At 33.4% G+C, this 26583-nt stretch carries 21 protein-coding genes; 13 read left to right on the top strand and 8 right to left on the bottom strand.

Features of this window, described 5'->3' with window-relative positions; translation table 11 throughout:
• Nucleotides 1–8: 8 nt before the first annotated feature.
• The 9 genes from ACSVH2_RS03070 (at nt 9) to ACSVH2_RS03030 (ending at nt 11467) form a co-directional block, all read left to right on the top strand.
• Entirely contained in the window at nt 9–398 is a 390-nt protein-coding gene (locus ACSVH2_RS03070) for a hypothetical protein (protein WP_438091691.1), read from the top strand.
• 112 nt (nt 399–510) lie between these two features.
• Nucleotides 511–1356: a hypothetical protein gene (locus ACSVH2_RS03065; protein WP_438091690.1), complete on the top strand. Its 846-nt coding sequence runs from the start codon at nt 511–513 to the stop codon at nt 1354–1356.
• 69 nt (nt 1357–1425) lie between these two features.
• Complete coding sequence (locus tag ACSVH2_RS03060) at nt 1426–3417, top strand: TonB-dependent receptor (RefSeq protein ID WP_438091689.1); 1992 nt, start codon at nt 1426–1428, stop codon at nt 3415–3417.
• A gap of 95 nt (nt 3418–3512) precedes the next feature.
• A complete protein-coding gene (locus ACSVH2_RS03055) occupies nt 3513–5528 on the top strand; it encodes a M13 family metallopeptidase (protein WP_438091688.1) in 2016 nt (671 codons plus the stop codon).
• Between the two features lie 412 nt (nt 5529–5940).
• Nucleotides 5941–6351 carry a hypothetical protein gene (locus ACSVH2_RS03050; RefSeq protein WP_438091687.1) on the top strand — a complete coding sequence of 137 codons (411 nt, stop codon included), beginning with the start codon at nt 5941–5943 and terminating at the stop codon, nt 6349–6351.
• A gap of 219 nt (nt 6352–6570) precedes the next feature.
• Nucleotides 6571–6792, top strand: coding sequence for a helix-turn-helix domain-containing protein (locus ACSVH2_RS03045; protein WP_438091686.1), 222 nt, complete (start codon nt 6571–6573; stop codon nt 6790–6792).
• Between the two features lie 2 nt (nt 6793–6794).
• Nucleotides 6795–8021, top strand: a complete 1227-nt coding sequence (locus ACSVH2_RS03040) for a DNA cytosine methyltransferase (RefSeq protein ID WP_438091685.1) — start codon at nt 6795–6797, stop codon at nt 8019–8021.
• The gene (locus ACSVH2_RS03035; RefSeq protein WP_438091684.1) at nt 8021–9784 is read left to right on the top strand and encodes an McrB family protein; all 1764 of its coding nucleotides are present in this window, start codon (nt 8021–8023) and stop codon (nt 9782–9784) included. Before ACSVH2_RS03040 ends, ACSVH2_RS03035 begins: the two co-directional genes overlap by 1 nt.
• On the top strand, nt 9785–11467 hold the full coding sequence (locus tag ACSVH2_RS03030; protein WP_438091683.1) for a hypothetical protein: 1683 nt from the start codon (nt 9785–9787) through the stop codon (nt 11465–11467).
• 202 nt (nt 11468–11669) lie between these two features.
• Here the strand turns inward: ACSVH2_RS03030 and ACSVH2_RS03025 are convergent, their stop codons facing one another.
• Nucleotides 11670–12419 (bottom strand): hypothetical protein, encoded by a 750-nt coding sequence (locus tag ACSVH2_RS03025; RefSeq protein ID WP_438091682.1) that lies wholly within the window; start codon nt 12417–12419, stop codon nt 11670–11672.
• A 1009-nt stretch (nt 12420–13428) separates the two neighbouring features.
• Here ACSVH2_RS03025 and ACSVH2_RS03020 point away from each other — a divergent pair.
• Nucleotides 13429–14373: a hypothetical protein gene (locus tag ACSVH2_RS03020; protein ID WP_438091681.1), complete on the top strand. Its 945-nt coding sequence runs from the start codon at nt 13429–13431 to the stop codon at nt 14371–14373.
• 50 nt (nt 14374–14423) lie between these two features.
• Here the strand turns inward: ACSVH2_RS03020 and ACSVH2_RS03015 are convergent, their stop codons facing one another.
• Both ACSVH2_RS03015 and ACSVH2_RS03010 read right to left on the bottom strand, forming a co-directional pair.
• Nucleotides 14424–14975, bottom strand: coding sequence for a porin family protein (locus ACSVH2_RS03015; protein ID WP_438091680.1), 552 nt, complete (start codon nt 14973–14975; stop codon nt 14424–14426).
• Nucleotides 14976–15096: 121 nt separating this feature from the next.
• Complete coding sequence (locus ACSVH2_RS03010) at nt 15097–16692, bottom strand: L,D-transpeptidase family protein (protein WP_438091679.1); 1596 nt, start codon at nt 16690–16692, stop codon at nt 15097–15099.
• 119 nt (nt 16693–16811) lie between these two features.
• Between ACSVH2_RS03010 and ACSVH2_RS03005 the strand changes: the two genes are divergently transcribed.
• Entirely contained in the window at nt 16812–17309 is a 498-nt protein-coding gene (locus ACSVH2_RS03005) for a nuclear transport factor 2 family protein (RefSeq protein ID WP_438091678.1), read from the top strand.
• A gap of 1 nt (nt 17310) precedes the next feature.
• Here the strand turns inward: ACSVH2_RS03005 and ACSVH2_RS03000 are convergent, their stop codons facing one another.
• Nucleotides 17311–18252, bottom strand: coding sequence for an L-threonine 3-dehydrogenase (locus tag ACSVH2_RS03000; protein WP_438091677.1), 942 nt, complete (start codon nt 18250–18252; stop codon nt 17311–17313).
• Nucleotides 18253–18365: 113 nt separating this feature from the next.
• Nucleotides 18366–18824: a protease complex subunit PrcB family protein gene (locus ACSVH2_RS02995; protein ID WP_438091676.1), complete on the bottom strand. Its 459-nt coding sequence runs from the start codon at nt 18822–18824 to the stop codon at nt 18366–18368.
• 127 nt (nt 18825–18951) lie between these two features.
• On the opposite strand from ACSVH2_RS02995, the gene ACSVH2_RS02990 reads away from it, so the two are divergent.
• Together ACSVH2_RS02990 and mfd are read left to right on the top strand one after the other, a co-directional pair.
• On the top strand, nt 18952–19551 hold the full coding sequence (locus ACSVH2_RS02990; RefSeq protein ID WP_438091675.1) for a hypothetical protein: 600 nt from the start codon (nt 18952–18954) through the stop codon (nt 19549–19551).
• Between the two features lie 3 nt (nt 19552–19554).
• Nucleotides 19555–22917 (top strand): transcription-repair coupling factor, encoded by a 3363-nt coding sequence (gene mfd, locus ACSVH2_RS02985; protein WP_438091674.1) that lies wholly within the window; start codon nt 19555–19557, stop codon nt 22915–22917.
• A 42-nt stretch (nt 22918–22959) separates the two neighbouring features.
• Here mfd and ACSVH2_RS02980 read toward each other — a convergent pair whose 3' ends face one another.
• The 3 genes from ACSVH2_RS02980 to ACSVH2_RS02970 all read right to left on the bottom strand — a co-directional run bounded on the left by ACSVH2_RS02980 (nt 22960) and on the right by ACSVH2_RS02970 (nt 26573).
• Complete coding sequence (locus ACSVH2_RS02980) at nt 22960–25128, bottom strand: M12 family metallo-peptidase (protein ID WP_438091673.1); 2169 nt, start codon at nt 25126–25128, stop codon at nt 22960–22962.
• An 83-nt stretch (nt 25129–25211) separates the two neighbouring features.
• Nucleotides 25212–25571 (bottom strand): YraN family protein, encoded by a 360-nt coding sequence (locus ACSVH2_RS02975; RefSeq protein WP_438091672.1) that lies wholly within the window; start codon nt 25569–25571, stop codon nt 25212–25214.
• Nucleotides 25572–25676: 105 nt separating this feature from the next.
• The gene (locus ACSVH2_RS02970) at nt 25677–26573 is read right to left on the bottom strand and encodes a S66 peptidase family protein (protein ID WP_438092255.1); all 897 of its coding nucleotides are present in this window, start codon (nt 26571–26573) and stop codon (nt 25677–25679) included.
• Nucleotides 26574–26583 lie beyond the last annotated feature (10 nt).

Genomic DNA, 26583 nt, shown 5'->3' with positions numbered 1-26583 from the left:
TTTGCCTTGTGAAAAAGTTAGTAATCATAATTGCGCTTGCAATGTTTCTAAAACCAATACTTCCGGTTATAGAATATGTGATTAACTACGAGTATATCTCAAAAGTGCTTTGCGAGAATAAAGCCAAACCCGAATTAAAATGCAACGGAAAATGTCATTTGATGAAAGAATTGGCAAAAGCTTCAGATCCCGATGCTTCGGGAGAAAAACCTTTAAGTTCCGATAAAAAAAATGCTCCTAAACAAGAAATCGAAATACTATACTGCATTGGAGTAACCGAAATATCCTTTAGACAAATTTATTTTCATAATACAACTTCTATTGGGGACAACTATTCTAATCTTTACTTTCACTTGAATAGTTGCGCTGCATTTCATCCACCCACCATTATTTCTTAAATTTTAGTATATCTCGATTCAAAATAATTGTATCGAATGGATTTTTATGTCCAAAATTGTTTGAAGAGAAATCTCTTCAAGCCTACTATTCTATAAACTTTAAGTAATAAAAATGAAAACTCAATTAAAAAATATTGTTGCTGTAGTAATTATGGCTTTGGCTTTAACATCATGCTCAAAAGACGATAGCACAACGCCTGTTGATGAATTAGCAGAATTAACCAAATTCAAAGAATTTACAAACGATACCCATACCATTGAATTGTATTCTCACATGAGTGTTGAACAAGGATTTAACGAAATTAAAATAAGAATAAAAGACAATGCAACAGAGGAATATGTAAAAAATGCTTCCGTAAGTTGGTTGCCATTAATGCACATGACAACGATGACTCACTCTTGTCCAAAATCAGAAGTTGAAAAAGTATCGACTGATGGAACATTGTACGAAGGTTACATTGTTTTTCAAATGCCTCAAAACGCCACAGAATATTGGGACTTAAAAATAGATTATACTATAAATGGCGTTTCTTACACAGCAACCACACCAATTGATGTGACCGCTTCGATAGCAAGAAGAGTAAACAGTTTTACGGGTTCCGATGGGGTAAAATACATTGTTGCTTATGCCGAACCGCATCATCCAGCAGTAACAATAAACGATATGGTAGTTGGAATATTCAAAATGCAAGACATGATGACTTTCCCAGTGGTTGATGGCTATACGTTAAAAATCGATCCAAGAATGCCAAGCATGGGAAATCATGGTTCGCCTAACAATGTGAATGCTACACAATCTGAATCAGGAGAATTATATAATGGTAAAATGTCGTTGACCATGACAGGTTATTGGAAAATCAATCTTCAATTAGTTAAGCCAGACGGAACAGTTTTGAAAGGCGAAGAAATTGCTGGTGATGTCACTGAAAGCAGCCTTTATTTTGATTTCGAATTCTAATTCAATTACTATTATTTATAAAAAGGTCGAATGTCTTTTGTGATTTCGACCTTTTTAAAACAAATCATCATGAAGAAATACAGCTTATTTTTTCTACTCGTTTCCTATTCCTTCGTTTTTTCTCAAGAAACTCCGAAAGACACGCTGAAACCAAAAGAATTAAAAGAAATAATTGTGATTGGCAAAAAAGCACAACTTTCGGATAAACAACCCAAATCGCTTGCCACCATTGACGAATACCTGCAAAAATCTGCAAAAGTAGACATGATAAAACGAGGTGCTTATGCGTGGGAACCCATAATCAATAGCATGCCAACAGAAAGAACGCTGATAACTATTGATGGCATGCGGATTTTTGGCGCTTGTACCGACAAAATGGATCCAATCACCTCGTATGTAGAAATCTCAAATTTATCAGAAGCTACGATAAGTTCGGGGCAAGAAGGTGCTTGTTTTGGAACAACCATTGGCGGTTCTATCGATTTGAAACGAAATCAAAATCAATTTGGAGATAAAAACTGGGGTTTCAATTTGAATACTGGTTACGAAAGTAATAATGAGCAAAAAATCATTGGCGCAGCTGTAAACTATGTGGATAGTCTGTTTTATGTGGATACCGATTTCATGTTTCGCGATGCCGAAAATTATGTAGCGGGAAACAATAAAGAAATAGCATTCTCGCAATTCCGTAAAATGAATTTTTCGGGAACTTCGGGCTATAAAATACGCCCCAACAAACTACTGGAAACTTCCATCATTTATGATAAAGCAACCGATGTTGGTTATCCTGCTTTGCCCATGGATGTTGCTTTGGCCGAAGCCATAATTACTTCTTTTAAATTTGAATACGTACCCTTAAACTCCGCAATTAAAGACTGGGAAACCAAAGTCTATTTCAATACCATTACCCACAAAATGGATGATACAAAACGCCCAAACGTTCCTATTCACATGGACATGCCGGGTTCGAGTCAAACCTTTGGGTATTATTCCAAAGTGAAAGCGAATTGGAAAAACCATCAGCTGTTGGTAAACCTCAACTCGTTTTATAATAAATCGGTTGCCGAAATGACCATGTATCCAGCTGATCCAAATGAAAGCCCAATGTTTATGTACACTTGGCCCGATGTGAGAACATTATATAACGGACTATTTATAGAAGATAATTATGCAGTAAATTGTCATTCGAGTGTAAAGATTTCAGCATCCATAGGATTTCATTCCAATAAAGTAGCGAGTGAAATTGGCTTGGAAAGTTTGCGCATTTTTTATCCTGAAATGGAAGCCCAACAAAACCGTTTTCTCAAATCTTTTGCGGCTAATTATAATTATAACAAAAATAGTTTCGAGTACGGTATAGGAATGGGTTATGGCGAAAGAGCACCATCCGTTTCCGAAGGGTATGGTTTTTACCTCTTCAATAGTTTTGACGGATTTGATAACATTGGCAATCCAAATGTAAAAAATGAGAAATCATTGGAAGGAAATGGATTTGTAGGGCTGAACAAAAAGCGCTGGAATGCTAAAATAAACGCTTCCTATTTTCATATTAACAACTACATTGTGGGAATCCCTGACCCAAATCTGGTACCCATGACCATTGGTGCCAATGGCGTAAAAGTATATACATCACTTGATTATGCTACTATTTTCAACACCAGTTTGAGTTTTGAATACAAGTTTTCCAAACAAATAAATTGGAATTCACAACTCGCATACAGTCGCGGAAAAGATTTTACCGATGTCAATTTACCTTTTATGAGTCCGTTGAGTTATTTTTCATCCCTAACTTATATGAAGAATAAATTTTCGAGTGAGTTTTCCATTCAAGGCAATGGCGTTCAAACCAATTATAGTATTCCGTATGGCGAAGACAAAACGCCTGATTATGCTATAATCAACTTGAGTTTTGGTTATAAATTTCTAATCAACAACACTAATTTATATACCAAACTGGGCATTGAAAATCTCTTAGATGCGTATTATTCTACCTATTCTGATTGGAATAATTTTCCACGACAAGGAAGAAACATTTACATCAACTTGAATTACAATTTGTAAAAAATGTTGCTGTAAAAAGTGCTGCTTTTTATTAATAGTAGCAACCAAAATCAAATTTCACTACTTTAGCGTTCTATTCATTAAAAAACAACAAAATGAAAAACGTTAAAATAGCATTGTTAACCGCTTCGGTTTTGCTCACCGCTTGCAGTCAAAAAGAGCTCACTTCGGGTATCAATATAAAAAACATGGATACGCTGGTAAAACCTGGCGATAATTTTGCCAATTATGTAAACGGAACTTGGCTCAAAACAGCTAAAATTCCTGCTGATAAATCCTCTTATGGTGCTTTTGATATATTGTATGATCAATCCCAAAAAGATGTAAAAGCCATTATAGAAGCAGCGGCAAAAGGCAGCAATGCCGAAGGTTCTGATGAACAAAAAATAGGCGATTACTACGCTTCTTTTATGGATAGAAAAGGTCGAGATGCCAAAGGTATTACTCCTATCCAACCCGAATTAAAAGCTATTGACGCCATTGCTACTTATGATGACCTAGCGGCTTATTTTGGTAAAGCCAACCGAAATGGTGTAAAAATTCCGTTTAATGTATCGGTTTATACTGATTTTAAAGACCCAACAAAATATACTTTAATCACTTGGCAAAGCGGTTTAGGATTACCCGAAAAAGAATACTACTTGGCTACCGATGCTAAGATGGCTGACATTCGTAAAAAATATGTGGCTCATATTGAGAAAATGTTCCAATTAGCCGGAATGCCAAATGCTTCCGAAAGTGCTACCAAAATCATGGCATTGGAAACCACGTTGGCCACCCAACACATGAAAAAAGAAGACACGCGCGACATGGTAAAATTATACAATCCCTATGCGGTGAAAGATTTAAAAACGTTGATGCCCGATTTTAATTGGACAGCAATGTTGACATCGGCAGGTGTAGCAAAAGAAAAAAATATTGTGGTAACGCAAGTAGAATACACCAAAAAAATGAATGATATTATTAAAAATACCCCTATCGATATTTGGAAAACGTATTTGAAATGGGGTGTATTGAATAATTCCGCTTCAAAATTAACCACTGCTTTAGACAATCAAAACTTTGACTTTTATGGCAAAACACTTTTTGGTGCTGAGAAGCAACAGGAAGATTGGAAACGTGCTGTGGAAAGTGTTAACGGCGGATTGGGCGAAGTAGTGGGTAAAGTATATGTCAAAAAACATTTCTCTCCCGAAGCCAAAGAACGCATGACGGGCATGGTAAAAAATCTCTTGGCTGCTTATGCCGAAAGCATTAAAAAACTAGACTGGATGAGTGAAGCTACTAAAAAAGAAGCGTTGAAAAAAGTAGATAAATTCATGATTAAAATTGGCTATCCCGATACTTGGAAAGATTACTCCACATTAAAAGTAGCCAAGAATGATTACTACGGTAATACCCAAAGAGCAGCAGAATATGAATACAACCGCAACCTAGCCAAACTAGGCAAACCAGTTGACCGCACCGAATGGGGAATGAACCCTCAAACTATCAATGCGTATTACAATCCATCGTTTAACGAAATTGTTTTCCCTGCGGCAATTCTACAACCGCCATTTTTTGATTTGAATGCAGATGATGCCGTAAATTATGGCGCTATTGGCGCCGTTATCGGTCATGAAATAGGACATGGTTTTGACGACCAAGGAAGTACTTTTGATGGTGATGGCGTAATGAAAAACTGGTGGACACCAGCCGATTTGACTGCTTTCAAAGCCAAAACCAATGCCTTGGTAGCACAATACAATGAATTTAAAGCATTCCCTGATTTGAACCTGAACGGTGCGTTTACTTTGGGTGAAAACATTGGCGACTTGGGCGGATTGAGTATTGCTATCAAAGCGTATAAAGCCAGTTTGAAAGGCAAAGATGCGCCTGTTATTGATGGCTTCACTGGCATGCAACGGGTTTTTATGGGTTGGGCTCAAGGATGGTGTGACAAACAAAGAGAAGAAGCACTTAGAAGTCAAATTGCTGGCGATCCACACTCACCCGCTAAATTCAGAATAAACGGAGTAGTTCGCAATATTCCTGAGTTTTATGAAGCGTTTAAAATTAGTCCTACCGACTCACTTTATCTAGCACCTGAAAAACGCGTGAAAATTTGGTAATTTGATAACGTATAAATGTTTAAGCCCAACAGTAGTGTTGGGCTTTTTTTATTGTTTTAAAAAGACGAAAATAATTTATACTCTAAGGGAAGTAGGTTTTAAATTTCAACCACATAGAAACATAGTAAAAAAGAGTTGAATAGACCAATTTTTGGTTCGCATAGCTATGAGTTACTATCTTCAAGTGAAACGTCTTTTTAAAATCTATGTTTCTATGTGGTTTAAAACAGTTTGTTTGGTTTTTTTATGCCATAAAAATCGGAATTGCGAATTGTTTTTCGTAACTTTAATATAGAATTTTAAACAACTATAATATTATGAAATCGCCACTTACAAAATGTTTGTGTAAACAAACTCCAATAAATAAAAAGGCGATACCATATATTACCTCTAACAAATAAATTTTAAATATATGAAAGCGACTAAAAGATTAGGGATTTGGATGGATCATTCTGTTGCCCGTTTGATGGAATATACTACTGAAGAGTATAAAGTAAAAACCATTGATTCTAATGCGAACCATTTGGATAATCAGGATGGATTGCAACACAGCGAAAGCCTACTTCACAATAAAGAAGCTCAAGCAATTAAGGCGTTTTACAAATCGTTGATAACGGCTGTAAAAGACTATGACGAAGTGGTTCTTTTTGGTCCTACCAATGCCAAAACCGAGTTGTATAACTTGATAAGAGAAGAACACAAGTATGACAAAATTAAAATCGAAACCAAACCAGCCAATAAAATGAGTTATGAGGAACAACACGCTTTCATTAAAGACTATTTTAAAAAAGTGCTGCATTATGATAGTCCTTTTGGCAAATAACTTCTAAACCCTCAGCTGAGGGTTTTTTTATGGCTAATTTTTAGTATTTCCCTTAACCGTAGTATTCACCTCAACTTTGTCATTCCGTCTCGTTTTTGAAACGAGAGAGGAATCTTATGCTTTTTTTTATTCAAATTATAACAATAGGTGACTCATAAGCCGTTGTATAAAAGTCAACATTAAAATAGTTTTGTTCAACCCTCAATAATAAAGATACACATGAATATCAACAACAAAATTGGTGATAGAATACGTGATTTACGAAAAGTAAAAAACATTTCTCAAGAAGCATTAGCAAATATTGCAGAAGTCGACAGAACCTACATGACAGGTGTCGAAACGGGAAAAAGAAATGTTACCGTAAAAATACTAGAAAAAATCATTGTTGCCCTCGATACTGATTTCACAACTTTTTTTAATGATAAAAGTTTTAAGAGATGAAAATGAAAGAGAAAATATCTATTGATGAATTTGACGGAAAGAAATTCAAAATTCGTTTTGTTGAAGCAGAAGAGGACAATAGAAAAGCTGTTTTAACTCACTATTTACATAATTATCATAATGGAGTTAAAGAACACTTTGAAGAAGAAGCTAATGAATATTTAAAACAAATTGTTGAGTACAAAAACGAAGAAGAAAATGTTGATTTAGTTCAAGATTTAGCTTTACAACAATTGCTGTTTGAAGTAGAAAATGTACCTTTTCCAACTCCCGAAAATTACACTTTCAAATTTATTGATTTATTCGCAGGAATTGGTGGGTTTAGAATTGCATTGCAGAATGTTGGTGGTAAATGTGTTTACACGAGTGAATGGAATGCAGACGCAAAAATAACTTATAAAGCAAATTTTGGAGAAGTCCCATTTGGTGATATTACAAAAGATTACACAAAAAATTACATACCAGATAATTTTGATGTTTTGTGCGCAGGATTTCCTTGTCAAGCATTTTCAATCGCAGGTTATAGAAAAGGATTCCATGACACGAGAGGAACCTTATTTTTTGATTTAGAAAAAATTATTGAAACAAAAAGACCTAAAGTAGTATTTCTCGAAAATGTGAAAAATCTTGTGTCTCATGATAATGGTAATACATTTAAAGTAATATTAGAAATTTTAGAACAAAAACTTGGCTATAAAGTATATACTAAAATTCTAAATTCGGCTACTCATGCAAATGTGCCTCAAAATAGAGAAAGAATTTTTATAATTGGTTTCGACCCAATCAAAGTGCCAAATTATAAAGATTTTAGTTTTCCAAAAGAAATTCCATTAACAAAAACCATTCATGATATTCTTGAAAAAGGAAAACAAGCTGACAATCTTTATTATAAAAAAGACCACCAATATTATCCAGAATTAGTAAAGACTATGACTTCAAAAGATACAATATATCAATGGAGAAGAGTTTATGTTAGAGAAAATAAAAGCAATGTTTGCCCAACTCTAACTGCTAACATGGGTGCTGGAGGCCATAATGTCCCTTTAGTTTTAGACGATTATGGAATTAGAAAATTAACTCCAAGAGAATGTTTCGCTTTTCAAGGATATCCAATGGATTCTTATATTTTACCGAATGTTGCAAACAGCAAATTGTACATGCAAGCTGGAAACTCTGTAACAACAACATTGATTGAAAGAATAGCTAATCAAATAACAAAAGTACTCTAATGAAAATAAATGAAAAAATTATAGATTATAGGTTTTTTAAAGAACATAACAGCAATCAAAATTATCAAATAATAGACAATGATTATTTTACACTGTTAGATGATGAAAGCAAACTCTTTAAAAATCTTGTTGATAAAACAGATGAAGAAGCTAATATTTTATTGAACTTTAATAACAATGAAAATTTATTTTACTCTTCATTAGAATTAAATGATTTATTATTATTTAGAAAAACACTAATTGGAGTGAATAAGAATATGGATGAAATTAATTTCTTCACAATCTCTTCAAAGGATAGTTTTTCAGAAATTCTTTTAATTGAAGGGGAAAATGAAAAAATATGGAAACATAGTGTTTTATATTTTCCTTTAAATGATCATTCAAGAGGTTATTTAAGAAAAGGAGACGTTCTCTTTTGTAATAGGATAGGTCAATTTGAAAACTTAAGTGAGGCCTTAAAAACTAGAGGTGTTTATGGATTAGGAATTGCTCTTACAGATCCAATAGAGTTTTTTCCAGATGAAACAGGTCATAATAAATATGGTGTTATTGTTTGCTTTCCTTTGTCTTTAAAAGAAAGTTTATCAACTAGAAATATACAAATGAACCCCATTACTATAGATTTAACACCATACAATGGTAACAGAAATGATTCTCTTCAATGGATACCTGAAAAGGATAAGGCAATTGAACTTCTTAAAATGTTAGCCTTTAGCAATAATAACATTTATAATTTATTTAGTGTTTTTTATAATTATAATATACCCTTAATAAATATTTTGCCAAGCGACTTTCTTAATAAAAAATATAATACAATAAATTATTTGCAAAAATTTGAAAATAAGAACACCATCTACTACGGTGCACCTGGCACAGGAAAATCTTATAAAGTTAATGAGGTTTTAAAAATATTAAATCCTCAATTCTACGAAAGAATAACATTCCATCCAGAATTTGACCATGCTTCTTTTGTTGGGGGTTATAAGCCGGTATCAATAGATGTTGAACACACATATGATGATGGCGACAAATATATGCAACATGAAGTTCATTATAAATTTGTTCCACAAGCCTTTACCAATATTTATCAAAGAGCATGGAATGATTTAGATAATCAATATTACTTAGCTATAGAAGAAATCAACAGAGGAAACTGTGCTGAAATCTTTGGAGATATTTTTCAATTATTAGATAGAAATAGTGACTATACGGTATCACCATCAAATGAATTAAAAGAACATTTGAATAAAGTACTTACTAATAAAGATGGAATAAACAATGGTTTAAAACTTCCTCCAAATCTTTCTATCCTTGCCACAATGAATACTTCTGATCAATCACTTTTCCCAATGGATAGTGCTTTTAAAAGAAGATGGGATTGGGAGTATATTCCAATTAGTTATGATAATTCTGAGGATGAATCTTTTGGGTATAATGTAAATATTGATGATAAGACTTCTTTTAAATGGAATGATTTTATAAAAAATGTAAATGCAAAAATCAAAACAAATCCTAATCTTGGGATGGATAAGTGCATTGGTAATTATTTTATAAAATCAGAAACTAAAGAAATTCAACTTAAAGAATTTATAAATAAAGCAGTTTTTTATTTATGGAATGACGTTTTTAAAGATGAAGATAGTTCTGATTCAATATTTGAAAAAGGAACTACTTATGAAGATTTTTTCCCTATTGAGACGAAAGGAATTGAAGAAGTAATAAAGATTTTAAAAGCAATCAATATTGAACCAACTGTTGTCTAAATGAAAATTCTAATTGAAGGCGAAGATTATTCAATTGACAACTTAACTTCTGTTTTTGATGACCCAAAATTTTACAATCAAAATGGAAGTGTTGGCAAAATAATTTCGGTAGGATACTATCATTCTTTTGAAAAAAAAGAATTGGTATATATGTTACCTAAAGTCTTTATGAAAGATAATCTAGAAACTGTATTTGGTGTTTCTAAAGATGATTTATTTGATTTTGAAAACCTAGAGTCTTTTAAACACAATGAAGAATACAGATGGATTCGTCAATTATTGATTTATTTCTATAATAGTCTTACAGAATATAAAAGAAGAATCAAAAACACTTTAATTATTGAATCTTCGGTGTCTTTTGAATTGAACACTAATATTGGAGATTTAGAATATTCATATTTAGACTTGTTTTTAAGCTTTGTAAACTTTTATAAAAAAAACAAAAACACTATTCTTTACAAACATATTGAATACAAATCAAATCAAGTAAAGAAACCTAAATGGGATAAAACCATTAGAAAGTCTTTACCTATACTATCGGCAAATAATACACCCATTTATATTGAAATAAATAATAAAAAGAAAGTTGTAAACACAGAAGAAGAATTACTAACCTACTTTTTTTCGATATTAAATCATTTTAATACAGAACATAAACTTCATCTTAAAATTGACCCAAGTTTCAACCTTATTAAAGGTGAAAAGTTTGAAAAGCTACAAAAGAATGGTTTATCAAAATTAAAGAAAATAAAATATCGTTATTTCTCCGATACGTTAAAGAGAATGTATGTTTTATGCGAACTCTATTTTTCAAAAACAGATACAAGTAGTAATAAAAAGAAAAAAGAAGAGTTCATATCAGTTAGAAACTATAACATAGTTTTTGAAGACATGGTCGATAAATTATTTTCTGATAAATTAGACGAAAAGAAAGAGGTAGATAGTATGTCGTTAGATGAATTAAAATACAATGATGATGGCAAAATAATTGACCATATTTTCGATTATAAATCATTAATTGATACATCTGACATATTCTATATTGGAGACTCTAAATATTATAAATCAGGAAGTGAAGCAGGTAAATTATCAAAGTACAAACAGTTTACATATGCTAAAAATGTAATTCAATTCAATATTGATTTATTAAATAAAAATGATTTCTACAAAGAAAACATTAGATACCGTGATGAAATAACTGAGGGTTATAACATTACTCCAAATTTCTTTATTTATGGTTACATTAAAGATGTTAAAGATTTTGAAAATGACTATTTAAAACATAAAAAAGAAGTTCCTGTAAAATCATTTCATTTTGAAGATAGATTATTTGACCGTGACACACTTTTTGTTCATCAATATGATATAAATTTTCTTTATGTTTTAAAGTCGTATTCTACTTTTAGTGAAACTAAAATCATCGAATTTAGAAATAAAACAAAAGAAGAATTTAGAAATAAATTTGTTAAGTTCTTTAGTAATTCATCAGTCTCAAAATTTGAAATTTATGAAAGAGAATTAATAAATCAAGATGCCAAAATATTAGTTGAATCTAACTTTAAACTTTTAAATGGTAAATCTTTCTTCACTAATGATAATAAATTGCTAATTGCAAAACATAAAAATGATGAAACATTAACGGTTTTTATTAAAGAGCATGAATTTAAAATAAAATTCCTTTAATAAATAATTTGCTGCTATTTTTGATTTAAATAATCAACATGAATTTAATAGATAAAACCCAACATCTCCACCAAATCCTTATCCAACCTGAACAAAACTAAGCAGACAGTTTAACCCGCCCAAATAAGCAATAATCCGCTAATTCCAAAAAACAAAAACCCCGCTATTTTAAAATAGCGGGGTTTTTTTGAGCAATACAGTGCTACGCTACATCCAATACATTCAGTACATTATAGGAACCATTGTTCAAAACATACTGTACTCCATTTACCTCTTGAAAAAACTCAACCAATAGTAAATACACTTGTGTACCACTTCCAACAGGAACACTAGTAGGATTTAAAGAAATGGAAAGTGTAGAATTATCTAAAGGAAAATTGGCAACATCACTAAAAGTAATATCCGAAATACCAGTGGCAAAATCAAGATTCAAAAAAGCACTTTGCATACTAAAATGAGTAGCACCTTCAGGAGAACGCAATTGTTCCATAGGAAAAAAATCAGGAATGCTTACTTTTCCACTAGCTGTGTCTACCAAAATAGTAGCAAAAAGTACACTTTGCATCGGAGCATTGTCGTTAAAATTAAACCCTTTCAACAACAACTTCCCTTCTGTGTTTCCTAATCCTTCAGCAACATTGCGTTTGCCTCTGATACTCACACTGTCTAAGTTTTTCAACTGAGACATAACCTTCACAAGCCTACTCGTCAGTTTCCTGTCTTTCGCTTTAAAAACCATACCGCCAATAGCTTGGCGAAACATTTTTCCCGAACTGGCACTGTGACCAAATTCGACTCCGTTTTCTCGTGTTCGAACAAACGCTGGGTCGTTCATTACACGTTGTTTGCTAACACCACCTTTGGTGCGCACTAAGTGCCCATCGGCACTTTTGTAAAACGTTAGATTATCTAACGTGCCTTGGATCTTTAAGATCCCATTTAATTTTCCCATTGTATATGTATTAATTGGGTGAAACAATACCCCAAAAATAGCTGGGCTATTACCTAGCAGTAATTCAAAATTGGTGCTTTAAAAACTATTTGGTGCTTTTGATAAAAATTACGCTTTTCGTAAAAAATTATTACTAATCAATATAACCATTTGATATACAATAATATAAACTTATTAAAAGAGTTTATATAAGGGCTAAAATGTACTGTCCTATTTTTTGATTTCCCCATAAACTACTTTCGAGCAGAGAATGATATATATCGTATATCTCATGTCACAGTCTTTTAAAAACAGTGTACATAGCTTTGCTCTATCGATAACTAAAAAGGAAATAAAAATGAAAAAAATAAATGCTATTCGTTACGGTTAACCCAGAGTTCAGATGCACAATTCGTGCATAACGAGTTATTATTAATTGTTTAATTATAAAATTCCTATTTATGTTAAAATCAACTATAACTAAGCGTATGTGCATTTATCCAAAGGATGTAGCACGCATTACTGGCAAATCAATTAGCCAGTCAAGAAACATTATCAATGATATTAAAGTCTTTCATAAAAAGACACGAGGTCAAGCAGTAACAGTAAAAGAGTTCTGCGATTATACCAGTCTTGATTATGATGATGTAATCAAATACATTGATTAATGAGAGGTTATAAAAATAACCTACTAAAAGCTGGTTAGTATGAAATTTCAAAATCATACTTTCCAGTTTTTTATTTTTGAAACAAAATCATAAAATCCGTAGCAATCAGCGTTGCGGGCATCCGTTTAATCAGCGTTCCAAATCCTACCAAAGTTACTCCATAGCAACTTAGAGGATACTAGGAAGATAAAGGGAAGATAGTAGCAACAAAACCTCAACCATAGATACTCCATGGATACTCCATAGATAAAGCATGGATAGTGTATGAGGAGTGTATGAAAAACACTTTCAATAACAACTCTTTTCGTTTTTTTTCCTAAGTTTGATAAACAAACGATAGTACAACAAACAACTCTCGAGACATGAAACTAAAAAATAGCTATTTTTATATACTGATTTTTGCCCTAATTCCTGCGGTTTGCTTTAGCCAAATCGCCATTACCAACGTGGCGGAGATTTCTAAAATAAAACAAGGCACTACTTTTTTTGCGATGAAAGACCCAAATTCGCCAAAGGCTTTGGCTTTTGTAGCACTAATAAAAAAAGCCTGGAATTTCTCCAAAGTAGATTGCATAAAATATACCGATGTGGAGAAAAACATAGCGCCCAACAATAGTTTTGTGACTGTTACTGCCAACATGATGAATTCAAATAGTCCTACGGCTCCAACAGAAACACATATTTATTGGGAACTTTGGACAACCAACGACAAATTTACCTACGACCCAAAGAAGAGAAAACATTTTAATCAAGCCGATAAAGTTTCTATTGCCACACTGGAACTCTTCCCCGATTTCATAACCCAAAACAACCCAAGCAGTCTTTACAAAATGGACTATGATGCTACGGGTCATCTTAAAAACTGGGGAACAGGAATTGTGTATAATTATGTGCAAGAACTAAACCGTTTGCTCCTCAAAGCCGAAGAGCAATCATTTAAAACAGTTATTGCCAACAAAGAAGAGCTTAAAAAAATGTCGTCACAAACGCTTTTCGTTCCCGATTATGTGTTGGTAAAATACAATAAAAACAATGATGATGAAACCAATATACAGAAAGAGAAAGAACTGTTTGATGGAATACAATTTTCCTATAAAGTACTACCTACAGCTGAATTGAACGAAAAAATAGTAAGTGCCGAAACTCCTTTTTACTACTTATTGCTTATTAAAACCACAGATGATAAATTGGTAACCATTACTAATTCACAAACGGGAGAAATTATTTATATGGCCTATAACGACATCGTTAGCAACCTAAAAGCAATTGACTTGAAAGACATTCAAAAAGCAATCACCAAAAAGTAAAAAAAATGTCCCTAAAATAGGGACATTAAATATGTTGATTGTAAAACTGTTTAGAAACGATAAGAAAGTCCGGCTTGAACCACAGAAGTTTTCAAATCGCTATCGGTAATCACTTCTGAAAAACCAAACACATAACGAGCGTTTATAGAAATTCGTAAAGGAAGATTAATATTTAATCCCACTACACCTGCGGCATCAAATGATTCGATAGAGTCTGATGCTGCGCCTTCAAAATTGTCAGCTACTTTAAAACCAAATTGTGGTCCGGCTTCAAAACTAAATATTTTGGCAACATATACTTTAGCAAGCACTGGTATTGTTAGGTAATCAATAGAATAATCCTCATCAGTACCTGTGAAGTCTGATGAAAATCCTTGACTAGAATATTGTAGCTCTGGTTGTATGTAAAATAAATCTTTTACAATACCCATTTCTTTGAAAACACCAAAGTAAAAACTGGTTCTAGGGCTAATGCTATTGTCGTTTCCACCGGTTAGTGAGGCAATATTCGCTCCTGCCCTAATCCCATATCGTTGGGCTGATGCGGTGGTTGATAGTGCTGAAATTACAATTGCTAAAAGGAAAAGTTTTACTAGTTTCATGATGATTATTGTTAGTTAATAAATACTAAATTATAGGTATAAAGGTACTAAAAAAGAATTTCATGCTATGGAATTGATACTTTTTTATTTTTCAAACTAAAATACCTTTTAGCACTCAAAACTATTCTTCTACCAAAATAGAGGCTAAATTATTATCTCTTTCATAAACATCCTTATAAAAATTGATTGTCCCATCATCATCTACCCAAGCGGTAAAATAGCCAATATAAACAGGGATTTTTTGTTTTAATGTACACCACTTTTCTTTGCCCGCATTCATGGCTTCTTCTATTTTTTCGGGAGACCAATTGGGATCATCTTTTAATATTAAATTAGCCAATTCTTTTGGCTTTGCCACACGAATACATCCATGGCTAAAAGCTCTTTTTTCTTCATTGAACAACCCTTTGGATGGCGTGTCGTGTAAATAAATACTATTGTTATTTGGGAAAAGAAACTTAACCAACCCTAGGGAGTTTTTTGGTCCCGGTTTTTGTCTCACATAGCCTTTATTCCATTCCATGTTGTGTTGCGCCAAGTAGTTTTTATTCCTAGCCATTCCAGGTTTTATCTCTTTTTCAATAATACTTTTGGGCACATTCCAATAAGGACTAAAAACAATATAACTCATCATCCCACTAAAAATAACGGTTTTATTCAATGCATTTCCCACCACAACATTAGAAACCAAAGCGGCTTTCCCTTCTTTAAAATAAGTCAATTGATAAGACGGAATATTGACTACAATAAACTCTTTAGATTTGGTAATATCCGTTGCAATCCAACGACATCGTTCCATATTGACGATAATGGTTTTTATGCGGTCGCTTATAGGTACATTCATTTCGGTAATATGCTTTGGCAAAATAACTTTGTCCTCTGTAAAACCGTTTCGCCTTTTATACTTCAAAACGGCTTGTTGAAGCGACTCATCATAAATTGCACTTTTAGAATCTTTATCAATATCACCTGTCAAAAATAACCGCGTTCTTATTTGAGCAACCGTTGCCGAACTATCGCCTGCATTCAATGCTTTAAAATCTTCAGGAACCGTAATTGCTTTCCAACCACCACTTTTTTCAATCTCTCTGTACTTGTGTAAAATAGCTTTAAGCTTGTAATATTGGGGAATCAATTGTTCTTTTTTGTCCATTAGTTTTGGATCTAGCAACAACGAGTCGAGATAGTTTACATAGGACTGCTTTTTTCTAGGTAAATACCAACCCATTTCCTCGGTTTTGGAATCGTCTATGCCTTGAAGCACTTTATTGGTGTAGTAGAAATAGTAATTGGTCAATAACAACTCTGTCTCAATATTGGGTTTTGTCGATTCTTTTTGAAACAATGCATCTAAAACACCTTTGTAGGGAATTTTTGCCTGTACACCTTCCTCAAACAAGTTGTTTATTTTGTTATAAATCACATCTGCCGTTTCCTTTCTCCCTTTTTTATCAAACCAAATAAATTGAAACTGGTTTTTTCGATAAAAAGCTTCGGTTTGTTTTTTGTACAAAACCAATTTGGGATATTTTGCATAAAATACCTCGACTTGTGTGCTGTCAAATGGCAATGTTATGTCTTCGTTGGTAAACCTACTTTTTAAACCCGCTAATCGTTCGTCTTTCGAGTCCTCTTTTTTGGCACAATGCCAACTTATTAAAGAAAATCCAATTAAGAACACCACGAGTAAAGCCCCAAACAATTGCTTGTTTTTCATATAGTTATTATTTTGTTATAAAAATACAAAAACTACGCCATCTTAATTGAAGCAATTTGTATATTTACTTTAATGTTTAGTTAACCACAATTATAAACCAATTCAAAAAATTATTTTTTATGAAAAAAATAATAGTTCTTGTATTATTCACAGCATTTATCACCACTATCACCAGCGCACAAGACAAAGCCGAAGAACAAATCAATGCAACTTTAAACTCTTGGCACAAAGCCGCTGCCGAAGCTAATTTCAACAACTATTTTGATGCACTAACCGAGGACGCCATTTTTATTGGCACTGATGCTACAGAAAACTGGAATAAAAAGGAATTTCAAGCCTATGCAAAACCTCATTTTGATAAAGGCAAAGCATGGAGTTTTACGGTATTGGAAAGACACATTTATTTCAGCAAGGAAAAAAAATTGGCTTGGTTTGATGAACTCTTAAACACTCAAATGAAAATCTGTCGCGGTTCGGGAGTATTGGTTCTCATAGATGGAAAGTGGAAAATAAAACAATATGTGCTCTCCATGACCATTCCAAATGAAAATGTGGATGATGTAGTAAAAATAAAAGCACCTATAGAAGATGCTTTAATTGGTACTTTAAAGAAATAAACTATTTTTTTAGGTTTTCTAACATTTCTACCGTCATGGAAGCCAAATCAAATTTGTGTTTCCAATTCCAATCTTTTTGTGCCGAACTATCATCAATAGAAGCTGGCCAACTGTCGGCAATCTTCTGACGGAAATCAGGTTTATACGAAATGCTAAAATTAGGAATGTGGTTTTTAATTTCGGCAGCAATTTCTTTTGGAGTGAAACTTACGCCAGCTAAATTATAGGAAGAACGTATTTTTACATCAGCTTCATTGGCTTGCATGATTTCGATGGTAGCACGAATAGCATCATCCATATACATCATGGGCAACGCTGTATCTTCGGAAAGGAAACATTCATATTTCCCGTCTTTCAACGCTTTGTGGTAAATATCGACAGCATAATCGGTTGTTCCTCCACCAGGTTCAGTTGACCAAGAAATTAAGCCCGGATAGCGAATGCTACGCACATCAACACCATAAATATGATGATAATATTCACACCATCTTTCACCAGTTTGTTTACTAATTCCATAAACGGTTGTCGGTTCCATGATGGTATATTGTGGTGTATTGTCTCTTGGCGTAGTTGGCCCAAAAACGGCAATACTCGAAGGCCAAAATATCTTTTTAATTTTTTTGGCTTTCGCCAAATTCAAAACGTGAAACAGGGAATTCATATTCAAATCCCATGCAAACGCTGGGTTTTTTTCCGCCGTTGCTGATAGCAAAGCAGCCATCAAATAAATATCGGTGATTTGGTATTGCTCTACCAAATGCTCAATTTGATTGTAATCTAAAGCATTGACTACTTCAAAAATACCTTCGTTAACGATGTCAATATTTAATTTTCGAATGTCGGAAGCGATAACATTGTCAACGCCATAAATATTTCGAAGCTTTTTGGTAAGCTCAGTGCCTATTTGTCCACAAGCACCAATTATTAGGATTTTTGTACTCATTTAGTGTGTTTGTTTTGTGGAGCAAAGATACTATTTCCCATTTTAATTTGTCATTCAAATCCAGAATTATCGGGAATGAAATAAAAAAGCTGCCATTACTGACAGCTTTTTTATTATTGAAAAATAACAGGTTTTGGTGATTTTGGAATTTTGACGATGTGGTAGGGTTGTTTCATTTCAGTATATCCTGTAATAGGGTCACCAGTTTCTGTATAATTAACAGTAATGTTATCTTCATTTTCGATAACTGTGTCTATATTTATCAAATAACTAGAGTTTGGTTTAACTTCTGACATAACTACTATGACTTCAAACATACTAAAATCAATATTTATTTCTGTAAAATTGTTAGATACGTTATTTATAGAATTCATTTGAGTTATTAAATTATTCCAATCTGTTTGATTCGAAACCACAGTGTTTTGTTGTGGAATATTTTCATCTCCTGAGAGATCGTTTTTGCTAATTAAAACTGGCGTAATAGTTACTGGAACAAAAGGGTCTGATGAATTATCACTACTACAGCCGTTTAGCGTAATGAGAAGAATAAAAGTTAAATAAAATGTTTTCATAATTTATTGTTTATTTCTACTGAGATACAAAAATTAGCATTTAGTTGCTTTTGCATTCAAATTTACTCTTCACTACTAAAAGAATTATTCTGTTACCTTTGTACCTTTGTCTCTTAAATTTGTATTGATGAAATTGACTTTTTCTACTTTGCTATTCTGTTTGTTGTGTCTTTCTTCCTGCCAAGAAGACCCAAAAATTCGTGCTTTGGAACAAGAAAAGGAAGCTAAGAAACAAGAAGTGATATTCAATACCATCAACAAAGGTTGGAACTTCAACGCTCAACCTAGTAATGAAATCTCGCGTTCACTAACCAACACTTGGGCAGAATGGAGAGTATTTCTAAACGAATTGGGTCAAAAACCCAAAAGCAGTATTGGTGCTTTTCAACAAAAGGCAAAAACGTTATCAAAAAAAGCCGCTGATTTGAACAATAACATTCCAATTAGCTACAATTTACCCGAAATCAAAAGCCGAATTGCTGCCATAAATACTAAAATTAATTCCATTAATTTGTACATCAATCTAAATCAAATTCCAGATAAAAAGATTGTGAAACTAATTCAAGAAACTAATACCGAAGTGGCTTCTATGCAGTTTCAATTGGAAGAAATCACCCGTAAAAGCAATATTAAACTGGAAGATGGCGAAAGTGATATGCTGCGAATGTTAGATACCACAAGAGCAATTCCCATGACTCACGACCCAAAATTAAAACCCTACAAATAAGCTTTGAGCCAAAACTCTTTATATAATAGCTATTTAAACTCGACAAAAGTTAAACAAATAGCAGACGCACTTGACACGCCTTTGACAAAAATTCAGTTAAAAGGACTTTTGGGTTCGTCGTTGTCGTTTGTATTTCAAGCGATTTTTAAGAAAAGTGAAAAACCATTTCTGTTAATTCTAAACGAAAAGGAAGAAGCTGCTTATATTCTCAACGATTTGGAACAAATGATTGGACAGAATGATGTATTGTTTTATCCAAGTTCGTATCGAAGACCTTATCAAATAGAAGAAACCGATAACGCTAATGTTTTGTTGCGTTCCGAAGTTTTGAACCGAATAAACTCTCGTAAAAAACCAGCCGTAATTGTCACGTATCCTGAAGCGCTTTTTGAAAAAGTAGTCACGCGAAAAGAACTCGACAAAAACACCTTGAAAATTGCTGTTGGAGAAAATGTTTCCATAGATTTTATCAATGAAGTGTTGTTTGAATACGAATTCAAACGCGTTGATTTCATCACTGAACCAGGCGAATTCTCAGTTCGTGGTGGAATTTTGGACGTGTTTTCATTTTCCAATGACAATCCGTATCGAATAGAATTTTTTGGCAATGAAGTGGACAGTATTCGAACGTTTGATGTGGGAACACAACTTTCGGTAGAAAAACAAAATAAGATTACGATTATTCCGAATTTAGAAAACAAATTCATCAAAGAAAACCGAGAAAGTTTCCTCAATTACATCAGCGACAAAACCGTTTTATGTATTGAGAATACGGAGTTTTTGACTTCGCAATTGGATAAACTTTTTGGCAAAGCCATTGAAACTTTTGACAAACTTTCAAAGGATATAAAACACGCTGCACCTGAACATTTATTCTTGAACCAAGAAGGATTTTTGCGCAAAGCGTTGGATTTTTCTATCATTGAATTGTCGAATAAACCGTTATTTAAAACGACTAAATCATTCGAGTTTCACATACAACCTCAACCTTCCTTTAACAAGCAATTTGATTTGTTGCTGAACAATTTGAGCGACAATCATTTTAATGGTTATACCAATTATTTGTATTGTGCCAATGAAGGTCAGGCGAATCGTTTTCACGACATTTTTGAATCTATTGATGAGGTCAATCACGAAAATATTCGCAAGCAATACCATACGATTGTTTCTTCCTTGTATCAAGGTTTCATTGACGAAGAAAATCAGATTGTCTGCTACACCGACCATCAGATATTTGAACGTTACCATAAATTCAACATCAAAAATGGCTATTCCAAAAAGCAAACACTGACGCTAAAAGAATTGAATTCCTTGTCCGTTGGCGATTATGTAACGCATATCGATCATGGTATTGGAAAATATGGTGGCTTGCAAAAAATTCAAGTTGAAGGAAGAACACAAGAGGCAATAAAATTGGCGTATGCCGATAACGATATTGTGTATGTGAGTATTCATTCGCTTCACAAAATTTCAAAATACACTGGCAAAGACGGCACACCACCGAAAATTTACAAACTCGGTTCCAATGCTTGGAAAGTTTTAAAACAAAAAACCAAAGCACGAGTAAAACACATTGCTTTCAACTTAATCCAACTTTACGCCAAGCGAAGATTGGAAAAAGGATTTGCCTTTGCACCTGATAGTTATTTGCAAAAAGAACTGGAAAGTTCGTTTATCTATGAAGACACACCAGATCAAATTACCGCAACGCAAGATGTAAAAACCGACATGGAAAAAGACAGACCGATGGACAGATTGGTTTGTGGCGATGTAGGTTTTGGGAAAACAGAAGTGGCTATTCGTGCCGCTTTTAAAGCTGTGGATAATAGCAAACAAGTAGCGGTTTTAGTGCCAACAACCATTTTAGCCTACCAACATTATAGAACTTTTACCGAACGATTAAAAGAAATGCCAGTTCGTGTGGGTTACTTAAACCGATTTAGAACAGCCAAAGAAAAAGCACAAACTCTGGAAGAATTAGCTTCGGGGAAATTAGATATTATCATTGGAACGCACCAATTAGTCAACAAAAATGTACAGTTTAAAGATTTAGGTTTACTGATTGTAGACGAAGAACAAAAATTTGGTGTCAATGTAAAAGACAAATTAAAAACCATTGCTGCTAATGTGGATACACTAACATTGACAGCAACACCAATTCCGAGAACGCTTCAATTCTCGTTGATGGCAGCACGAGATTTATCCGTAATCACAACTGCACCGCCTAATCGTTATCCTATCGAATCGCAAGTAGTTGGATTTAATGAAGAATTGATTCGCGATGCGATTTCGTATGAAATTCAGCGTAACGGACAAGTTTTCTTTATCAATAACCGAATAGAAAACATCAAAGAAATTGCTGGAATGATCCAACGATTAGTTCCCGATGCTAGAGTTGGAATTGGTCACGGTCAAATGGAAGGCAACAAACTAGAAGAGTTGATGCTTGGTTTTATGAATGGCGATTTTGATGTTTTGGTAGCAACAACCATCATTGAAAGTGGTTTGGATGTTCCGAATGCGAATACGATTTTCATAAACAATGCCAATAATTTTGGCTTGTCCGATTTGCATCAAATGAGAGGAAGAGTGGGAAGAAGTAACAAGAAAGCGTTCTGTTATTTTATTTGTCCTCCTTATTCCATGATGACGGAAGATGCTCGAAAACGTATTCAAGCATTGGAACAATTTAGCGAGTTGGGTGGCGGATTTAACATTGCAATGAAGGATTTAGAAATTCGTGGCGCAGGAGATTTATTAGGTGGCGAACAAAGCGGTTTTATTAATGAAATTGGATTTGAAACGTATCAAAAAATCATGAATGAAGCCATCGAAGAGTTGAAAGAAAACGAATTCAAAGAGCTGTATCATGAAGGAGAAGACGACGAAAACAAAGAATATGTAAAAGATTTACAGATTGATACCGACTTTGAATTATTGTTCCCCGACGAATACATCAACAACATTTCGGAGCGTTTAAATTTATACAACGAATTAGGAACTATTAAAGACGAAGAAGCCTTATTAGCTTATGAAACAAAGTTGATAGACCGTTTTGGGCCATTGCCTAAAGAAGCTAAAGCGCTCTTGAATAGTATCAGAATCAAATGGATTGCTGTGCAAATGGGAATTGAAAAAATCATTATGAAGCAAGGGAAGTTGATTGGTTATTTTGTTTCTGACCAACAATCCGCTTATTATAATTCAAGACAATTCCGTCACATTTTGCAGTTTGTTCAACAGCATGGGAACATTTGTAAAATGAAAGAGAAAGAGACCAAAAATGGGTTGCGTTTGTTACTCACTTTTGACAACGTAAAAACCATTTCTAGAGCGTTAGAGTTTATGGAATTAATGAAAAAATAAAAGTCCCGATTGCTCGAGACTTTTATTTTTCAATTTCAAAAACTAAAGTTTCAGAACTTTAAAATTCTTTTCAACATCACCTATTTTTACCTTAAAGAAATAAGTTCCTGAAGCAAATTGAGAAATATCAACTGTTGTGGACAAATCGTTTTTCTTTTGTTCAAAAAGCAACCTTCCTTCTACATTATAGACCTTCACATTTGTAATTTGAGTATTGCAGGACATAGAAACTCTTCCATTGGTAGGATTTGGATAATATAAAAAATCAAGATAAGTATTATCTTCAGTCCCTAATGTTCCTGTGCATGTAATGGTTGCATTCCATCCTGAAGCCACCACACCTTCATCTGAATAAAACTTAAATGTTAATGAACCATCTGAAGCGGTGGAGTTAAACGGATTTGGTAATGTTGAACCTGTCAAACCTCCCAATGTTAAGTCACCATAAGTGTCATCTGGACCGTTATATACATACAAATAATCATAATTACTTTCAAGATTAAAACTGGTAAAACTGGCGCGCAATTTCAACCCAGGATTATTAGGTGTCATCGTTCTAATCCAAGACTCATTATTTGTATAGTTTGCAGAAACACCACCAGTATCTGTAAAAGTTACATTACTACAAAAATTGGTAGTGCTGGTAGCAAATATTTTTTCTTTATTTGGTGGTGTAATGTTTTCACAAAAAGGTCTAACTCTTACTTTATAGTAAGAATTAAAAATCAAGCCCGAAACAGCATAGCTATTGGTGGAAACTGTTGTCCAAACTGGACTAGCTGAAAATAGTGTAACCGAAACTTGCCAAGTAGAATTTGAACCCAAATCACTCCATGATATCAAGGCAGAATCAGGAGTAATATTGGTCACTGTAATGTCAGCAACTGTGTTGATACAAGTATTAATACAATCTACACTCAAACACGATTTGCTGTTTACGGTATTCACTATTAATTCTGCTGGTTGTGGCCCAAATCCATTGTTAAAACTTATTCCAACTCCCGAAATCAAGTGACAATAACTCATAATAGTTCCTTTTTCTTCTGGTGAAGGAATTGGTCCTTGTGCACATGTGCCTTCTGTATAACCTGCTTGTTGACCGCAACCATCAATAGCGGTATTGTTTCCATTCCAACCACAACGATGCGTGTGTGGTGAGCCAAGCGAATGACCAAACTCATGAGTAATCACTTGAACTGGCCATGAATAAGTAGGAACTGTAGAATAGGCAAGAACTACATCAGAATAAGCATAATTATTTTGAGTACAGATTGAATTTAAATAAGCAACACCACCTAATCCGCCAGCATCAATGCCTACCAAATGGCCAACATCGCCATCAAAAACAGTTCTAAATTCACGAAAAGCACTTAAATAGGCGCCAGAAGTTGTCCCAATTCCATTATAAGGATCAGCTTCTGTCCATATAAAAATGGATTTTAATCCCGTTGAAATTCCATCGTTATTAAATAATGTTTGAACATTATTAAAAAGAGAAGTCATCCAATTGGTTGTAGTAGTCGTATTGCTGTTATTTAGCAAAAACAAATTGTTATCTATCTCAAAATAAAACGTTACACATTTATCTGTATTGACGTTTCGGTTGGTTTCATTGCTGTGTTTTTGAATTTCTCCCTCGTCTTTTGTGTGGCATTCAAATTGATTTAATACTTTCATTTTAGCATCTGAATAAACAATATAATCCAATTGATTGTTTGGTTTTACCATTTTCCCGATGACTAAATTGCCTAAATCTGTACTTGAAATTATACCGTTAAATTCTCCATTGAAAAAATTAAATGACGAAACCGAATTAGTATCTCCTTTTATAATCCCACGATAGTAAACTCCTTTTTGATACGAAATGTTTTTTTCTTTATCGGTATCGACATGAAACCCTTCTATAAAAGGATTTACACGATACAATAACACTGAAATAATTTGATTGTTATAAGGGATTTTCAATTCAATTGCATCATACTGACTGTTGGTCACTTCATTCACTTTAGCAATATCTAAAGTTGCCATTGTTGCACCATCAACCACTTTTTCAACTTCTCCATCGGTGGCATTTTGTGTTGGAGAAAGCACAGAAATAATTCTAAAATTTGCTTTTAGACTTTGTAATTCTGCGACTTTTTTAGCTATATTTTTTTGTGCATAGTTTACGGTAGAAAACAATAAAATAGCAAATAATAGAAATTTTTTCATGTTTTTTTATGCTTATGTTTGAGTAAAGTTATTGAATTTAGGTATAAAATTACTTTTAAATGGAAATTTTAAGATTTGTTCAACTAAAAATGGTAAAAGGAATCTTCAATATGGTCAATTTTATACTTGTTTTCTTCTTTGTAAATGGCAATGATGTCGAAACGAACTTCTACTTCTAAATCATTTGCTACAACATATTCATTCACCGCTTTTACCAACAATTGAATTTTTTTTGGTTTGACAAAATCTTGTGGCAAACCAAATTCAATACTTGAACGGGTTTTAACTTCTACCACAACAAGAGTAGTGTCTTTTTGAGCAATGATATCGATTTCTGCTTTTTGAAAAGTCCAATTGGTTTCCAGAATGTCATAGCCGTTTTTTTGCAGAAAATCTACCGCTAATTCTTCCCCAAATTTCCCTAATTCGTTGTGTTCTGCCATACGATTTTTGATTTCCGATTAACGATTTTTGATTTTTGAACAGTTGGAAAATAAGATTTTTGATTTTTAGAAAATCTTCAATCAATAATCTTCATTCTCCAATCATCAATCAAACACCACTTTACTTTTTTCAGCTGTTACTTCTATCGAAACTTGTCTTCCAAAAATCAAAGCACGATTGTCTCTAATGTGTCCTGCAGGGAAATTGTAAATAATCGGAATATTTAATCCTTTAACCGCATCTTCAATAATTTCTAAAGCATTTCTTCCCCAAGGAATTTCATTGTCTTTCATATCAGTCATGGCACCAACAATAATTCCTTTCAAACTCGACAAACAACCATTTCGCTTCAAGTTCATCATCATTCTATCCACATGATATAAATATTCATCTAAATCTTCCATGAATAAAATTTTATCCTCACAGTCTATTGCCGAAGGCGAACCTAACAAACTATATAAAATAGATAAATTTCCGCCAACCAATTCCCCTTTGGCTTTGCCAATATGATTTAAAGCATCACAATCCAATTCATATCGTAATGTATCGCCAAACAAAGCAGCACAAAGAGAATTCTTAGCATCATCCGTAGCTCTTGCAATGGAAACCGGCATCGTTCCATGTATCGACTCTATTCCTAATCGGTTCAAATGACTGTGTAAAACCGTGACATCACTAAATCCGATAATCCATTTTGGATGTTGTTTTAAGGTAGTAAAATCCAATTTGTCTATAATTTTCACGGTGCCATAGCCACCACGAACACACCAAATCGCTTTGATATTTGGGTTATCCATTTGCTCCTGAAAATCTTCGGCACGTTGCTCATCCGTTCCGGCTAATTGATAATAATCCAATCCAATAGTTTTACCCAATTTCACTTTCAAACCCCAACCTTCGAGCATGTCGATTGTTGGTTTTAAGTTGTCGTCAATGTTTTTTCGTGCTGTGGAAACAATGGCAATAGTATCGCCTTTTTGTAAATAAGGTGGTGTAATCATCTTTTTTTGT

The organism is Flavobacterium sp. RSB2_4_14 (assembly GCF_051547085.1).
Taxonomy (GTDB): domain Bacteria; phylum Bacteroidota; class Bacteroidia; order Flavobacteriales; family Flavobacteriaceae; genus Flavobacterium.
Note: the sequence above shows the minus strand (reverse complement) of the source record. Positions and strands in the feature narration are given on the sequence as shown.

Coding starts and splice junctions, on each gene's coding strand:
- ACSVH2_RS03065 (WP_438091690.1), top strand. CDS start 511: ATGAAAACTCAATTAAAAAATATTGTTGCTGTAGTAATTATGGCTTTG.
- ACSVH2_RS03060 (WP_438091689.1), top strand. CDS start 1,426: ATGAAGAAATACAGCTTATTTTTTCTACTCGTTTCCTATTCCTTCGTT.
- ACSVH2_RS03055 (WP_438091688.1), top strand. CDS start 3,513: ATGAAAAACGTTAAAATAGCATTGTTAACCGCTTCGGTTTTGCTCACC.
- ACSVH2_RS03050 (WP_438091687.1), top strand. CDS start 5,941: ATGAAAGCGACTAAAAGATTAGGGATTTGGATGGATCATTCTGTTGCC.
- ACSVH2_RS03045 (WP_438091686.1), top strand. CDS start 6,571: ATGAATATCAACAACAAAATTGGTGATAGAATACGTGATTTACGAAAA.
- ACSVH2_RS03040 (WP_438091685.1), top strand. CDS start 6,795: ATGAAAGAGAAAATATCTATTGATGAATTTGACGGAAAGAAATTCAAA.
- ACSVH2_RS03035 (WP_438091684.1), top strand. CDS start 8,021: ATGAAAATAAATGAAAAAATTATAGATTATAGGTTTTTTAAAGAACAT.
- ACSVH2_RS03030 (WP_438091683.1), top strand. CDS start 9,785: ATGAAAATTCTAATTGAAGGCGAAGATTATTCAATTGACAACTTAACT.
- ACSVH2_RS03025 (WP_438091682.1), bottom strand. CDS start 12,419: ATGGGAAAATTAAATGGGATCTTAAAGATCCAAGGCACGTTAGATAAT.
- ACSVH2_RS03020 (WP_438091681.1), top strand. CDS start 13,429: ATGAAACTAAAAAATAGCTATTTTTATATACTGATTTTTGCCCTAATT.
- ACSVH2_RS03015 (WP_438091680.1), bottom strand. CDS start 14,975: ATGAAACTAGTAAAACTTTTCCTTTTAGCAATTGTAATTTCAGCACTA.
- ACSVH2_RS03010 (WP_438091679.1), bottom strand. CDS start 16,692: ATGAAAAACAAGCAATTGTTTGGGGCTTTACTCGTGGTGTTCTTAATT.
- ACSVH2_RS03005 (WP_438091678.1), top strand. CDS start 16,812: ATGAAAAAAATAATAGTTCTTGTATTATTCACAGCATTTATCACCACT.
- ACSVH2_RS03000 (WP_438091677.1), bottom strand. CDS start 18,252: ATGAGTACAAAAATCCTAATAATTGGTGCTTGTGGACAAATAGGCACT.
- ACSVH2_RS02995 (WP_438091676.1), bottom strand. CDS start 18,824: ATGAAAACATTTTATTTAACTTTTATTCTTCTCATTACGCTAAACGGC.
- ACSVH2_RS02990 (WP_438091675.1), top strand. CDS start 18,952: ATGAAATTGACTTTTTCTACTTTGCTATTCTGTTTGTTGTGTCTTTCT.
- ACSVH2_RS02980 (WP_438091673.1), bottom strand. CDS start 25,128: ATGAAAAAATTTCTATTATTTGCTATTTTATTGTTTTCTACCGTAAAC.
- ACSVH2_RS02975 (WP_438091672.1), bottom strand. CDS start 25,571: ATGGCAGAACACAACGAATTAGGGAAATTTGGGGAAGAATTAGCGGTA.
- ACSVH2_RS02970 (WP_438092255.1), bottom strand. CDS start 26,573: ATGATTACACCACCTTATTTACAAAAAGGCGATACTATTGCCATTGTT.